The following is a 15,332-nucleotide window of genomic DNA, read 5'->3' as shown; positions in this document are numbered from 1 at the left end:
TCACTCCAAAGGATGGGCTGTAATGATACCCTCGCCTGCGGGTTCCAATATGACCCTGATGTTGACACCGTCTCGACTTCCGACTACCTCCTTTCGTGCAGGTATTCCGCGTCTGGTGAAGTCAGCGCCCTCTGGCCCTGTGTTTTGTGTCCATTGCAACGACGGATCGGTCGCCACGTCTGAGACCTCATGCATAATCTTGTCGTCAGACCAGTCCTCCGGGAATGGAGTCTTGCCAGGCTGTCCGGGCCAACGATGCCCGCCGCTGCCAGGGCCATCGCCGTCAAGAATATGGCGCCGGCGAGATGCAGACGCCAGATCGACGTAGTCCTCGGGTCCACAATCGTTGTGCACCCGGACCCACGTCTCACCGGCCTGCACGTGGTAGCTGTGGAGCTCATCGACGTTGAAGTTGTAGACCGTCGCCGTCTCACCGGTTGCGGTGACCGCGACGACGTCGACCTCGCTACCCTTCGGATCGACCAGGCGATCACCCGGCTGCAGGTCACGGACCGGGATCCAGCCCTTGCCCTGCACATAGAACGGATGCTCCTCCGTCGAGGTGACCGTCCCCGCCGTGGTCTCCACATCATAGGTCGGAATGTTCTCGTGGACATAGGTGTCGATCACCCGCCGGGCGTGGGTCTCACCGGTCTCCGGATCGGCAGCAGTGACCTCGTCGCCGATCTGGACGTCCTCGATGTTCTTCTCCGAGCCGTCACCCATCAACACCTGGGTGCCCGCCACGAAACAAGCCCCGCGACCGACCTTGGACATCACACCGCCCGCGGCACCACCGGTGACACCGCCGAAGGCCGCGCCACCCGCAGTGGCCTTCACGAATCCACCCGGCGTCAGCGGCTGACCGGACGTCGCATAGGTCAGACCGCCGTTCACGCCGCCGTCGGCGGCACCCGCCGCAGCACCGGTCACCATGCTCTTGCCCATGCAGTTCAGACCGGCCTTGCCGGCGGCGCGCATCGCACCCACCGCGGCACCACCACCGGCAGCGCCGGCGACACCACCGATCGCAGCATCGACACCGACCTTGCCCCAGTCCACACTGCCGTTCTGGAACTTCTGGGTGCCGGCCGAGATACCACCCGACATCAGCGCGCCACCGATCATCGCCGCACCGATCGGACCGCCGACACCGGTACACATCACCGCCACACCACCGACGATCAACGCACCCGCCGCGATGTACTCCCAGTTGTCCTTCACCCAATTGGTGGCCGCCGACGCAGCATTGCGCAGACTCCCGTTGTTGGAATCACGGTAGGCCTGAAGTTCCTTGTCGGTAACGGGTTTCAGGCCCCACGGGTCCGACTGGTTCAGCGGATCATTGCCGGCAAAGGAGTACGGATTACCCGCCCAGCCGGCGCCCACCATCGGATCCAGCGGATCGGTGGACAGGAATCCACGGCTGCCCGGATCGTAGACCCGGGCCTGCATCCACTCCATGCCGTCGACCAGCAGATTCCCCTGGCCGCCGATCTGTACACCTGAGGGCAAACCGGCCGGCTCGGCGCCGGTCGCCACGCCCCACGGATCCTCACCGACCGACCGCGGACGCCAGTCCGGGGTCAACCAGCCGCCGTTGCCGTCGTCGCCGACCCGACCGTTGTGATCGGGCAACAACGCCGTCAACGGACCGAAGTTGGACACCGCCACGTCACCGACCTGAGCCAGCGACCGGACACCGGCCGCCGAATCCCACGCGACCGGCTGACCGTCCAGGACGGCCAGCTCGCCCAGCGCGTCGACCTCCAGTTCCTGGGTCCGCGCACTGACCTTGTCGGCGACATGGGTGATCGTGTTGATCTTGGTCAGGAAGCCGCGCGGGTCCCAGCTGAATCGGCGCTCGCCCTCCGGGCCGTGCTCACGGATCCGTTGGCCGGCAGCGTCGTAGCCGTATTCGGTGGTGCCGTCCGCGGTCTGCCGGGCCAGCAACTGCCCGGCCGCGTCGTAGCGGTAGCTGGTGGTCCGACCGTCGGTGACCTCGCGGGCCAACCGGCCGTCGGCGTCGTAGCTGTAGCTGGTCACCGAGCCGTTGCTGCGGCGGGCCTCGACCAGCTGCCCGGCGGCGTCGTAGCCGTAGCTGGTCCGCGCACCGTTACGGCTTTCGGCGATCACCCGGCCGCTGTCGTCGCGTTCGATCTCGGTGGTCTCGGTGACGCCCTGCCGGGTGACCTGATGGCGCACGATCGCGCCACCGTCCCAGGTCCAGGACGCGTACAGTCCGGGCGCAGTCATCGACACGATCCGGCCGATGCTGTCCCGGTCGATCACCGCCCGGCCCAGGCCTGGTTCGTCCAGCGCCGACACCCGGCCGGCGGCGTCGTACTCATACCGGGTCTGGGTGCCGTCGGCCCGGGTGAACGCGGTCCGCCGGCCGTCGCCGTCGTAGGACCAGGACAGCCCCAGCCCGCCGGCCGCCACACCCTCGCGGGTACGCATCCGCAGGGTCAGCTGACCGTTGGCGTCGTAGGCCAGTTCGTTGATCGTCTCGCCGTCACCGATGCGCAGCGTCCGGCCCGCGAAGTCGCGTTCGATGCGGGACAGCAGCCGATCACCGGCGAACTCGTCCAACCGGCGTCCGGTGTTGTCGTAGGTCCAGGACAGTTCCCGGCCGGCCGGATCGATCCGGCGGGTCTGCCGGCCGGCGGCGTCGTAGCCGTAGTGCGTGGTCCGGCCGAGCGGGTCGGTCTCGGACAGCATGCGGCCCATCGGGTCGAAGCGTCGTTCGGTACGGCCACCGAGCGGGTCGATGATCACCGAACAGCGGCCCGCGGCGTCGTATTCGAATCGGGTCTCACCGCCCGCTGCGTTGATCACCGAGAGCAGCTGACCGGCCGCGTCGTAGCGGAACTGGCGACGACCGTGCCAGCCGTCGCTGGTCCGGATCAGTCGGCCGACCTTGTCATAGCCGTAGCGGCTGATTCCCTGCCCTGGTTCGAATCGCTCGATCGCGCGACCGCAGGCGTCGTAGCGGATCCACACCCGTTCGCCGGTCGGCCACAGCTCGCCGGCCAGCCTGCCGTCGGCGTCGTAGTCGAACTCGTACCGTGAGCCGTCGGTGTCGATGGTCGCCACCCGGCGGCCGCAGGCGTCGTACTCGTAGTGGTAGGTCGAGCCCATCGGATGGGTGATCGCGGTCGGACGTCCGGCACTGTCGCGGACGATCCGGGTCACCCCGCCTTCGGCGTCGGTGCTCTCGATCACCCGACCGCACAGGTCGTAGACGTAGGAGACGCTGGCGCCGTCCGGCCCGGTCTCGGTGATCGTGCGGCCCAGCCGGTCGTAGTCGGCGGCGGTCTGCGACAGCCGATCACCGGAGCGCACCGGCAGTCCGAGTTCGTTGCGTTCGACGCTGCGCTCGACACCGGTCGGATCCTGGGTGTGCACCACGCTGCCCTGGACGTCGTAGTCCAACCGCCACTGGCTCCGGGCCGCGTCGACGAAGCTGGTCAGCCGGGACATCGCGTCGTGGCCGAAGTCCCAGGTCGAGCCGTCCGGCAGCTCCACCTTCGACCGGTTGCCCAGGTCGTCGTAGCTGGAGGTGATGCCGCGACCCAGCGGGTCGACGGTCTTGGACTCCTCGCCGTTGGCGCCGTACTCCAGCTCGGTCCGGCCGCCGGTCGGATCGATCACCGCGGTCATCCGGCCGCCGACGGTGTGCTCGAACCGCCACACCGCCCCGTCCGGATCCTGCCGGGACAGCAGCGGACCCGCACCGTCGTAGTGATAACTGGTCCGATTGCCCAACGGGGTGGTCGCCGCGATCACCCGTCCAAGATCATCGCGCTCCAGCCGGGCGACGTTGCCGTCGGCATCGGTGGTGGCGATCAGCTCGCCCTGTTGATCATGATCGAAGCGGAGGGTGACCCCCTCGGGGTCGACGATCTTCTTCAGCAGACCGTCGGCCCAGGTCATCAGCGTGACCCCACCGGTGGGGTCGACCGACCGGACCGGATCGCGGGAGTCACCCTCGTAGACGTAGTGGGTGGTGGCCTCGGCATCGTCGTTGCGCACCGTGATGGCGACCGGACGATCATGATCGTCGTAGGTCCAGCCGATCCGGGCACCCGACGGCGCGACCTGCTCGACCTGCCGGCCGCGGTCGTCGTAACTGTTGACGGTGACCGCACCATTGCGTTCGGTGATCATCACCGGATTGCCGTAGCGGTCGTAGCTGGTCGACTGCCGGTTGTCCTCGGCGTCGATCACGCCGACCAGCCGGCCCTTGCCGTCGGAGATCCAGGTGTTGTTCCGGTTCCCGTCCTCATCGGAGACCGCGGTCACGCCACCGCCGAGGTAGACGAATCGGCTGGTCCGGCCGTACTGCGACCGCTGGGTGGCGACCCGGGCCTGGTCGTCGTAGGTGTTCTCGGCCTCGATCACGCCGTCGGCGTCGATCACGGCCTCGATCAGGTCGGCGTCGTTCCACCGGTAGGTCCGGGTCCCGGATGGGGTCGCGGCGGCCAGCAGCCGGCCGGAATCGTCGTAGGAGTAGGAAACCAGGCGGCCGTCGGAGGCGGTCGCGTGGGTGATCCGGTCGGCGTCGTCGTCCCAGCCGAGCTCGATCGTCCGGCCGAACTCGTGCCGCAGTGTGGTCAGCCGAGCTGACTCGTCGTAGTCGAAGTCGATCTTCGTGCCGGGTCCGTTGTCGGTGGACCGCAGCCGTCCGTCACCGGTGAACTCCCAGCGCAGACCGGTGGAGTTGGTGACGGTGTAGCCGGCCGCGACACCGTTGGGCCCAGCATTGTCGACCGGGGGGCGGCGAGACAGCCACATGTTCTGCCCGTCGGCACGATCCCAGCCGTCGCCGAGCCGAGGGAAGACCACGATCCGGCCGTCGAACAGGCGCAGTCGGGCTGCCTCGTCGGTGATCGTCAGGCCTGCCTCGGGCCAGGAGGACCAGCCACGGCCGAAGCATCCCCAGTCGGCGTCCAGCGAGTTGTAGGTGCGCGGCAGGCTCAGCACCGAGGCCGGGCCGGTGAAGGCGAGATCGACTTCGTTCTCGATGAAGTTGCCGGTGGCGGTGTTGATCGGATCGTCGGCATAGCCGGTGGTGGGCGGGCTACCGAAGGCGGTCGGCGGATCGACCTTCAGATCGGACCGGTTGACCGCGATGCCCTTGCTTTTCAGAGTTTCGGAGATGGTGCTGTTCTTCAGGTAGGAGATGTTCCCCTCACCGCCGGCCTTCGCGAACGCGTCCGCCACGGTGGTCGCCCACTTGCCGTCCTCGCCGTTGAGCCGCAGCCACTCCTTGAGGGCGTTGATCGGACCGGACGCATCCAGGGTCGCCCAGGAACACGAGGTCCCGAAGCTGCTGACGTGGTTGTTCAACCCGGTGACGGTGCCGTTGAAGGAGTCATCGCCGCCAGCGGTGTCCGTGGCGAACTTCCGCAGATCGGACGGGCGAGCCGACGTCGTGCCGCCACCGCCACCGCCGCCGGATCCCGGGTGCGGCGTCTTCCGGGAAGCCGGCGTCTTGGCCGGAACACTCTTGCTCGGTCCCTTGTCCTTGATCTCGACCGCGGGCGGGTCCTCGCCACCGGTGATGTGGTCGTCGATCCATTTGCTCACGCCGTTGCGGTCGGCCTGCCGTTGCGCCCACTCCCGAGCGGTCTTGCGGCGGCTGTTCTCGTCTCGCGCATCCTGCTCGACACCCTCGACCTGAGTGACGACAGCACGCAGGTTCCGGACGATCTCGTCCAGGTCGTTCAGCTGGGTGGTGCCGTTGGTGGTGAAGATGTCGGCGAAATGGCCCTTGAAGTCGGCCGCAGCCGTCGAGCGCCAGCTGGAGCGGTTGGATCGCTGACCGGACAACAGGTTGGCGGCGGCGCGGAACGCGCCCTTCAGGTCGGACGAAACAGTGAAGCTGAACGTGACGTCCGGCATGCCTTTCAAATTGTCGATATCAAGATCGCCTGCATTGACCATGAAAGTCCCGACCGACCCCTCAACTACTCACCGCAGGGCTTGCGACGTGGCCCGCGGTGAACCTGATGATCAATAATTCATTCAAACGCCGAAATCCATCGGACGGGCCGTCGCGAGATTGCGACAGCCCGTCCGATGGACGTTGTTCGTTGGAGCCTGATCAGTGGCCGCCACCGGCGGTCATGATGTCGGTGGAGATCTTCGACAGCTCACGCTTCAGATCTTCCAGCTCGGTCTTCGCCTTGTTCAGCGCGCTGTGGGTTTCCGGCCACGTCGAGGTCCGGAACTGCGTGGCCAGCGGCCCGTCCCACACGTTCGGGTCGGACAGCTTCTTGCCCTGCGAATCCAGCGACTGGATCTGCTGGGTCAGACCGTGGTTGATGATGTTCTCGATCGCCCTGATCGCATCCTTGGCTCCCTGCGTTGTCAGTACGCGCGGATCTCCCATTGCGTTCTCTCCTTCGCCGACCCCGAATGCCGGCCATCGATTGGTTCCCTGTCGTCCTGCCATCGCCCGGCTGCTGCCCGGCGTCCGACGGCACTCCCACCCTCGACCATGCGCCGGACCCGACACCGGCGACAGTGGGAGCCAGAAAAAGATAGCAACCCGAGGGGCCATGCCGAGCACCGGAAAGTGACACTGAAGTGACCACTCCCACGCGTGCCCGGAATCGAAGAGCTGCATTTGTGGTGGGGCTCACAGCGGTGGCCGTGACACACCCGTGAGTTACCATTTCGGCGGTCTTCAGGTCATCCTGGTGGGCCGGACGAACACGCCTGACGCAGCAGGCGGAGAGGGACGGATGATCTTCAGGTTCACCCAGAGCCGACAGGACAGCGGACGCCGGTCGGTCCTGGCCAGGATCGGGCCTGCCCGATCATTGCAGGCCGGCACGGCGGCGATCATGGTCGCCCTGCTGGTCCTGGTCGGCTGTTCCCCGGGCGACAAGACCCCGAACACACCACCCAACCGCGTCCTGCAGTCGGTCGATGTGCAGATGACGCCGGACGGCACCACGACCGCCATCGACGGCACTGCCGTGTCGGTCCGGGAGAACGCCTCCGACGCCACCACCCAGTCCACCACCTACTCTCCGCGCGATGTCGCCGACGACCTGCCGGTCCGTGTCACGACTGCCTACCGGACCGCGGATCGGACCGGCACCGATCTGGCCGATCTCGCCGGTTACAGCGGTCGGGTCGAGATCGATCTGACGGTGCAGAACCTGACGATGCGCCCGCAGAACCTGACCTACGACGTCGCCGGGACCTCGCGCAGCCAACCGGCGCTGGTCGGCTCTCCGCTGACCGTTGTCGCCTCGACGTCGCTGCCCAAGACGACACCGACCGACGTGATCACCGCCTCCGCCTCCGGCGACGACAACGCGACCAACGGGGTGCTGAGCCAGTCGGAGGACGGCGGCTCGGTCGTCCAGTGGGCCGCCCTGCTGGCCTCGCCGCAGATGGGGACCAACGCAACGCTGCGGTTGGTGACCGACGCCAAGGACTTCCAGGTGCCGGCCTTCGATCTTTCGGTGCAGCCGGGCCTGGTCACCGATCCGTCGGTCAGCGGCGTGCTGGAGTCGGCGTTCAACTCCAATCCGAGCTCCCAGCTGGCGCTGGAACAGCGGACGATCAAGGTGATCACCGACGTCAACCAGGTCCTGACCCGGGCCAGCAACAACATCTCCAGCGTCCGGAAGAACCTCGACTCCACCTCCGAGACCCTCGGCAAGCGATCGGTCGAGGAGTTGAAGAACAGCACCAAGGGCGTCACCCGATCGATGAAGGATCTGGACAAGGAGTTGAAGAGTCTGGACTCCGACATCTCCTCCAACCTCGACGAGAGTCAGTCGGCCATCCTGTCCGAGCTGAGCGACACGGTCAGCACCATGGACAAGATGCTCGGCGACACCTCCGGCGGTCCGCCGGCGCCCAAGTTGGACGGCCAGGGCTGCAAGACCGTGGTGCAGAGTCCGGACGAGGCGTCCAGCGTGTACGGCAACCTGATGCAGGTCACCGCGCAACTGGACGGCTACGCCACCGCCACCGACCAGTGCAAGAAGAACGCCCAGCAGGCGCTGGCCCGTTCGGTCGGCCCGGAGAAGCCGTCGGCCGAGGCCTGCGAGGACAAGCCGTCCACCACCTGCTCGCTGTTCTACACCGAGCAGAAGTTCGGCGCGATCATGGACGACCTGGTCGCCAAGGGTGAGAACCTGGTCGATTCGCTGCAGCCGAAGGTGATCACCGACACCAAGACCCAGTACGCCGGCATGACCAAGCAGATCGACGCCGCCGACAAAGCTGTCCAGACCCTGAAGAAGTTCGATCCGCACGAGGACATGGACAGCCGGTTGGCCAAGACCCAGGACCAGCTGGATGTGGTCGACGGTCAAGTTGATCAACTCGTCGATCAGGTCACGTTGATCCACAACGACGCCAAAGAGGCAGCCGAGACCGCGCGCACGAATGCTGGTCTCGCCGAAGATCGAAGCGATGACGCACACGTCGAGATCACCCAGATTCATGAGGACGTGAAGGCACTTTCCGACCAGAACGAGAGGGTGGCGGACAACGTCTGTGAGTACGGCGAGAAGCAAATTCTCGACAAGGGTTTGAACCCGCATCAGTCGCGGGTATTGCGCTCGGACCTCGTCGGACAAGCGTGCCCTGATGAGGACGGCAATGAGGGCGCCAATCTGTCCGACGATTCCATCAGCGACAAGCTCGACGCTCTCGAGGACCACCAGGTAGCAATGTGGACCGACGTCGCGGACGACTGGGACAAAGAGGCCGCGAAGTGGACCGCCGAGGCCGAGACCTGGGACGACATCGCCGACCGCACCGACGTCAAGAACACCGACAGCGGCACCGGCAAGGAGATCTCCGACATCCGCAACCAGCTCAACCTGGCCCGTTCCCGGGTGAAATCGGTCGAGGCTGCTGTGGTGACCGGCCGGGACGGCTACCAGGATCGGTTCGGCGCACTGGAAGACAGCATGAAGGCGCTGCACGACCACAACGCAGCGCTCGGCACCGACCTGACCGCTCTGCAGAAGTGGCAGCAACGGCTGGCCACCGGTATCCCGGATGCGTTCGAGGATGCCGCCGACCAGGCCAACGATCAGGTCTCCGATGCCATCGACCCGCAGATCCGCAAGGTCACCACCCAGGCCGAGGTGGACAGCAAGGCGGTCGGTGAGATGTTCGACGAGTCCGCTGCCGGCCTGTCCAATGCCGCCGACAAGATCACCAAGAACGGCACCCGCACCATCGACAAGCAGCGCCGCGAGCTGGCCGAGTCGGAGAAACGCACCAGCGGCGCAGCGAAGAAGCGGGTCGACGCGTCGCTGAAGCAGATGGCCAAGGGCGTCTCGGCGTCGTCGCGGGACATGAACGGCGCGTCGGCCCAGCTGACCGAAAGCCTGAAGAAGGTGCTGCTCGACCTGGGCACCCGCAAGGTCAAGGGCTCCGGCCTGCTCGGTGCGATGACCACCAGCTCGGCCAAGGTCGGCACCGCCGACTACCAGCTGGCGCTCGCCTCGGAGACCACCACCTCCTATGCCGGCGTCCGCGGTGAGGACGTCAACGGCATCCTGCTCCGGCAGGCCCAGCTGCAGGCGGCATTGCAGGCTGGCGCCGAGCTTCCCGCCTTCCACCTGAACGTGCCCGACGGCGCCGAGAGCCAGACCGTCTACACCTTCCGGATCGGCGGCAAACAGTGACCAAAGGCCGCCTGATCGCGCTCATCGTCGCGGTCGTCGTGGTGCTGGGCGCCGGCGCCGGCGTCGCCTGGTGGCAGCTGCGGCCGAAGCCGCCGCCGACCCAGCCGGCAGCCGCTGCCCCGGTGGCGGTCTCGGTGCCCGAAGCACCGCGGCAGCTGACGATCGGGGTGTTGCTGACGCTGTCGGCCGCGCCCGGCGAAGGTGCGGAGTGGAAGAACGCCGCCGAGGGTTCCAAGGTCGCCGCCCAGCGGTTGTCGATGGGCGGCATCGACGTCAAGCTGGTCGCCGCCGACGACAAGGGCACCACCGACGGCGCGGGCCAGGCGGTCCGGCAACTGGCCAAGCAGCACGTCAGCGGCATCGTGGTCGCCAGTTCGGGGGCACACCTGAAGGGTGCCGGCGCGGCGGCGAAGAAGGCGCACCTGCCGCTGCTCTTCCCGTACGAGCCGGACACCGCGCTGCTTGGTGACAACGCCTGGGCGACCGGGCCGTCGACGGCGACCATCGGCAAGGCGATGGCGGCCTCGTTGCAGGCCGCCAAACTGAAGCGACCGCTGGTGATCGATGCCGGCGGCGGTGTTCCCGAGGGCGTCCGCGCCGAGGGCTCGCTGGACTTCGCCTCCGGCGGTGACACCGCCACTCTGGTCAAGCATGTGCAGGGGCTGATCGGCGGCAAGAACCCCAACGACGCGGTGATCGTCTCCGGCCCGGCGAACACCCAGGCGACCGTCGTCCGCGCCCTCCAGGGTGGCGGCATCGGGGTCCCGGTCTACGTCACACCACAGGCCACCAGCCCCTCCTTCGGCACCGCCCTGGCCGAGGCCGGTGGCAGCCTGTCGACCAGCCTGACCACGATCGGTCCGGACTGGGGTGACTCCGCGGCCCTCCGCTCCGACCCGGCCGGTCAGTCGATGTCGGCGTTCCTCAGCGCCGTCCGGCTGATGGCCGCCGACGACCAGCAGAAGAGCCTGATGGGTGACCAGACCTTCGCCGAGGTCGCCGCAGCTGCCGATGCGCCGAGCCATGACGCCGTCGTCGCGATCGTGCGGGCAGCCGCGGCCGCCCGGAGCGCCGACCCGGCGAAGGTGTCGGCCGCGATGTCCGGCCTGAAACTGGATCACGATTCGGGCCTGGCCGGCCCTACCCTGGACTTCGGTACCGATTCTGCGCTCGATCCGGGAGCCGTCGGCGTACTACGTTCGTCTGATCAGGACCTGGGTGTTCGGCCGCAGAGCGACGCCGGGACCCCTCGGTTGATCTGGTTCGCCGCACCGACCGGCAAGTGAACGCGCCAGCGAGACCGGGACACCAGCCCACCACCGAGCCGGGAAGGACAACGCGATGCGGCTGCTGATCGACATCAACGGTGCCCGGCACGAGGTCGAGCTGGACCGCTTCGCCCCCTCGGCGACACTGGCCGATCTGATCATCGAGTCCAGCGGCGAGGTGCCGCCGGACGACGCGGTGCTGTATGTCGACGACGACCCGCACCCGGTCGACACCCCGATCTCCTCCGCCGTCCTCCTGGAGGGCAGCGTCCTCGCCCAGACCGCGACCGTGCGCGCCCGGCCGATCGGTGGCTGGTCGGCGACCCTGGCCGGCGGTCTGGATGCCGGCCGGGTGGTCGCGTTGCCGGCCGAACGCCCATTGGTGATCGGCCGTTCCCCGCAGGCCGACCTCACCGTCGACTCGGTCAGCACCTCCTGGAACCACGTCTCGATCAGCCGCGAGGGTGACGGCGCGCGGGTCCGGGACGCCGGCTCGACCAACGGCACTCTGGTGAACGGCACCAAGGTCGGCGAGGACGGCGTGCTGGTCGACGATCTCGCCGTGATCATCGCCGGTGGTGTCGTCGTCCTGTTGCGCAAGGACCTCGGCGAGGACCGGGCCCCCGAGCCGGGGTCACTGCACAATCTCACCCCGGCCGGCACCGCGCCCTTCAACCGTCCGCCCCGCCCCGGACGTCCAGCGGACCCGGACTCGGTCGAGCCGCCGGAGCGCAAGGAGATCGCCAGCGCCACCCGGTTCAGCATCATCACCGTGATCGCGCCGCTGATCCTGGCCGGGGCGATGGTGGCGATCATGGGCAGCCCGCAGTATGCGATGTTCGCCATCCTGAGCCCGATCATGGGTATCGGCAGCTGGCTGGAGCAGAAGCATCGGCGGGCCAAGAACCTGAAGGAAGAGGACGAGCGCTTCGGCAAGGCGATCGACACCTTCCGCGACGAACTGCAGGCCGCCGCCGCCGACGCCAGCCGGCGCAGCTACATCGAGCGGCCCGACCCCGCGACCGTGCTCCGCCGGGCTGCGTTGCCGACCACCACGATGTGGCAATGCCGGCCGGCGGCCAAGGATTTCCTGGTGCTGCACGGCGGCGTCGGCGACGTCCCCTGGGTGCCACCGGTGGAGAACCGCTCCGGCCGCAAGCTGGAGGACAAGGTCCGCAAAACCATGCAGGCCAGCCGACGCCCGGCCTCCGCCGTCGAGATCGACCTGTCCGACGCCGGGGTGGTCGGGATCGTCGGCAACCGGGCCGGTGCCCTGTCGCTGGCCCGAAGCCTGCTCAGCCAGGCGTCGATCCACTGCGGACCGGCCGATCTGACGATCGGCGTCTTCTGCGATGCCGGCCGGGACGAGGATTGGGGCTGGTCGTCCTGGCTGCCGCAGATGCGCCGGCACGGCGGCAGTTCGGGCGACCGGTGGCTGTCGGACAACCGGGGCCGCAGCGAGGAGATGTTGCGCTCGCTGCGGGACTCGATCGACGGCCATCCGACGCCCGCCGTGTTGCTGGTGCTGGATTCCGATGTGCTCACCGAAGGCCGCAACGCACCGGCCCGTACGCTGCTCGGCCACGGCCGTGGTGAGCAGGACCGCGACCGGCAGAAGCCGCTGCACAAGGTCTCCGGCATCGTCGTCGCCTCCTCCGAGGACCAGCTTCCGGCAGCCTGCACCGTGGTCGTCACGGTCGGCGACGATGCCTCGGCGACCGTCACCCGGCCGGGCGACCTGACAACGGTCGATGATGTGGTGCTGGCCGGCATCAGCATCGAGACCGCCTATCGCGGCGCGATGGATCTGGCCCGGTTCGATGATCCGGAGCTGGTCGTCCCCGGCGCCGCGCTGCCGTCGTTGGTCCGGTTGCCGCCGCTGCTGGATCTGGAGGACCTGTCGGTGGAGGCGGTCCGCCGCAGCTGGCGGGAGTCCCGCGGGGTGTCCACCCCGATCGGCATCGGCGAGTCCGGTGGCTTCGCCCTCGACCTGGTCCGGGACGGCCCGCACGGCCTGGTCGGCGGCACCACCGGCTCGGGCAAGAGTGAGTTCCTGCGGTCGCTGGTCACCGGGCTGGCGATGCGCAATGATCCGACCAAGCTGACGTTCATCCTGATCGACTTCAAGGGCGGTGCCGCGTTCGCCACTTGTGAGCGGCTGCCTCACACGATCGGCACCGTCAGCAACCTGGACGAACAGCTCGCCAACCGGGCACTGCGCGCGCTCGAGGCCGAGATGGAGTATCGGCAGCGGGCGTTCGCCGCCGCCGGCGAGGGTGTGGACAATCTCGACGAATACCTGGCGACCAACCCGGCCGAGCCGATGCCGCGGCTACTGCTGGTGGTCGACGAGTTCGCCATGCTGGCCAAGGAATATCCCGACGTGCTGTCCTCGCTGGTCAGCGTCGGCGCGGTCGGCCGTACCCTCGGCGTGCACATGATCCTGGCCACCCAGCGGCCGGCCGGTGTGGTCAATGACGACATCCTGGCCAACACCAACATGCGGGTCGCGCTGCGGGTGCAGAGTCGGGACGACTCGATGAACGTGATCGGTGTCCCGGACGCGTCGGCGATCAGCCGGCAGCAACAGGGCCGGGCCTACGTCAAGCTCGGCCAGGACGACATCACACCGGTGCAGACCGCGCTGGTGACCGGCGTTTCGGAGCAGCAGACCACCACCCGGCTGGAGGTCCACCCGGTCTCGTTCGGCCGGATCGAGAAGTCCGCGACACCGCAGCAACAGATCACCAGCGACGAGACCGACCTGGACCGGCTGATCGACGCGGTCGTCGCCGCCAACGCCGATGCCGGTCTGGCGCCGCCTCGACCGGTCTGGCCCGAACCGCTCGGCGAACGGGTCCGACTGGCCGGCTTCGAGAGCCGGCCGGAGCAGGACGAGTCGTCGGACCAAGATCTCGAACCGGTCGCCGAGTTGCCGGTCGTCGGCGGCGTCACCGACCGGATGCACGTCAGTTTCGCGATCTCCGACGACCCCGATCATCAGCGTCAGATCCCGGCCGGCTGGGACATGGACCGCGGAAACCTGCTGATGATGGGGATTCCGGGAAGCGGCACCAGCACCGGGCTCTCGACCGTCGCGCTCACCCTGGCCTCGGCGATGTCGCCGGACGACCTGGACATCGTCATCCTGGACATGGGCTCGGGTGATCTGGCCCCGCTGGCCGACCTGCCGCACACCACCGGTTACGTGAAGTCCGGCAGCGGCGCCCGCGAACAGCAGGTCAGGTTCCTGCGGTACGCCCGTGCCGAGGTGGACCGACGCAAGGCCGATCCGAACGGCAACCGTCGCGTGCTGGTGCTGGTCGACGGACTGGCGGCCCTGCGTGAGGAGTTCCAGGACTTCGAGGGCATGACCCTGCTGGAGGGCCTGTTCCGCGCCTACGCCGACGGCCCCGATGTCGGGATGTCTTTCGCGGCCTCCACCTCCCGGGCCCGGATGGTGCCGCCGGCGATCGACGAGGTGACCACCCAGAAGTGGCTGTTCCGGTTGGCCGACCAGTACGACTACGCCACCGCAGGCCTCAAGCCGCAGGATGCGCCGCACGCCGTCGCCGGTCGCTGTGTGCTGGCGGAGACCAAGCTGCAGACCCACGTCGCCACGCCGGACCTCGGCCTGGCCGAGGCGGTTGCCGCGGTGCAGCAGAAGTGGCGCGGCGCCCACCGCAAACCCGACGCCGTGGGTCAGTTGCCGGACAACATCACCGTCGCCGAACTCGGAGCGAAGGCCCACGTCGACGGCGAGCCGTGGCTGCTGCCGGTCGGCATCCGCGAGGTGGATCTGGAACCGCAGCTGCTGGAGCTGTACGAGGGTGAGCACGCGATGATCGCCGGGCCGGCCCGGTCCGGGAAGTCCACGCTGCTGCTGTCGATCGCCGAGTCGATCCGGACCGCCGATCCGTCGATCCAGATCTGGGGCATCTGCGACCGGCGGTCACCGCTGGGCAGTTCCCCGCTGCTGGACCGGGTCGGTGTCGGCGCCGACGACGTGCCTGCCGTGCTCGCCGCCGCCCGGATCCACACCGGGAGACTGGTGCTGCTGATCGACGACGCCGAACGGTTCGAGGACACCGACGAGGCGATCGCCAACCTGCTCGCCGCCGGGCTGTCCGGGTTCTTCGTCATCGCCGCCGGCCGCTCCGACGACCTGCGCAGCATGTACGGGCACTGGACCAAGACCGTCCAGAAGTCCCGGTGCGGCGTGGTGCTGCAACCCAACGTCGACTTCGACGGAGAGCTGATCGGCGTCAACCTGCCCCGGCGCGCCCCGGTCGCCATGACCCCGGGCCGTGGCTATGCCGGCGTCGCCGGATCGGTCGCCCTGGTGCAGACCAGCAGCCCCACCCCCGCTACGTGACTCCGGAGACTGGCT

5 protein-coding genes are annotated in these 15,332 nt (G+C 68.0%); 3 read left to right on the top strand and 2 right to left on the bottom strand.

All coding sequences use genetic code 11. The features are described 5' to 3' along the window. A complete protein-coding gene (locus BLU38_RS20030) occupies nucleotides 1-5,907 on the bottom strand; it encodes a polymorphic toxin-type HINT domain-containing protein (protein WP_157683578.1) in 5,907 nt (1,968 codons plus the stop codon). A gap of 202 nt (nucleotides 5,908-6,109) precedes the next feature. Next, entirely contained in the window at nucleotides 6,110-6,397 is a 288-nt protein-coding gene (locus tag BLU38_RS20025) for a pyrophosphorylase (RefSeq protein WP_091527201.1), read from the bottom strand. Between the two features lie 355 nt (nucleotides 6,398-6,752). Between BLU38_RS20025 and BLU38_RS20020 the strand changes: the two genes are divergently transcribed. Genes BLU38_RS20020 through BLU38_RS20010 form a run of 3 tightly spaced genes read left to right on the top strand, consistent with a single transcriptional unit; the run spans nucleotide 6,753 to nucleotide 15,317 of the window. After that, nucleotides 6,753-9,674 (top strand): coiled-coil domain-containing protein, encoded by a 2,922-nt coding sequence (locus tag BLU38_RS20020; RefSeq protein ID WP_091527200.1) that lies wholly within the window; start codon nucleotides 6,753-6,755, stop codon nucleotides 9,672-9,674. Next, on the top strand, nucleotides 9,671-10,960 hold the full coding sequence (locus BLU38_RS20015) for an ABC transporter substrate-binding protein (protein ID WP_091527199.1): 1,290 nt from the start codon (nucleotides 9,671-9,673) through the stop codon (nucleotides 10,958-10,960). Before BLU38_RS20020 ends, BLU38_RS20015 begins: the two co-directional genes overlap by 4 nt. 55 nt (nucleotides 10,961-11,015) lie before the next feature. After that, nucleotides 11,016-15,317 carry an FtsK/SpoIIIE domain-containing protein gene (locus tag BLU38_RS20010; RefSeq protein ID WP_091527198.1) on the top strand — a complete coding sequence of 1,434 codons (4,302 nt, stop codon included), beginning with the start codon at nucleotides 11,016-11,018 and terminating at the stop codon, nucleotides 15,315-15,317. The last annotated feature ends 15 nt before the right edge of the window (nucleotides 15,318-15,332 follow it).

The organism is Microlunatus soli (assembly GCF_900105385.1).
Taxonomy (GTDB): Bacteria; Actinomycetota; Actinomycetes; order Propionibacteriales; family Propionibacteriaceae; genus Microlunatus; species Microlunatus soli.
Note: the sequence above shows the minus strand (reverse complement) of the source record. Positions and strands in the feature narration are given on the sequence as shown.

Excerpts from the sequence above, each read along its gene's own strand:
- BLU38_RS20030 (WP_157683578.1), bottom strand. The coding sequence starts at position 5,907 with ATGCCGGACGTCACGTTCAGCTTCACTGTTTCGTCCGACCTGAAGGGC.
- BLU38_RS20025 (WP_091527201.1), bottom strand. The coding sequence starts at position 6,397 with ATGGGAGATCCGCGCGTACTGACAACGCAGGGAGCCAAGGATGCGATC.
- BLU38_RS20020 (WP_091527200.1), top strand. The coding sequence starts at position 6,753 with ATGATCTTCAGGTTCACCCAGAGCCGACAGGACAGCGGACGCCGGTCG.
- BLU38_RS20010 (WP_091527198.1), top strand. The coding sequence starts at position 11,016 with ATGCGGCTGCTGATCGACATCAACGGTGCCCGGCACGAGGTCGAGCTG.